Genomic DNA, 337 nt, shown 5'->3' on the forward strand with positions numbered 1-337 from the left:
TGTTGCCAGCCACAGATTATTGGTTTACTGTAAAGCTTAGAGACGGTAGAACTTTTCAAGACCATTTTTCATTAAAAAGATAGCTAATAAAATCAAATAGAACGATTATAGAGTCCCGTCCAGACCGCAAGATGGCGCCAAAGCTCTGAGAAATTGGAGTTTTTTTGGCAATAAAAAGTAGTTGTGTTGTTTGATAAGCCTACGGGTTTATCAAAGGTTCAGTAGTTGAACCAATGGAAAGCTTTCCTTTTTCAAAATTCACTGTAGCTTTTAGCGCAGGTGAATAGAAATCGGGATGCTTTTTTGTTTTCAGTACATACTATAGTTTTAGAGAAGG

Origin of the sequence: Nonlabens dokdonensis, assembly GCF_002162835.1 — a bacterium.
Taxonomy (GTDB): Bacteria; Bacteroidota; Bacteroidia; order Flavobacteriales; family Flavobacteriaceae; genus Nonlabens; species Nonlabens dokdonensis_B.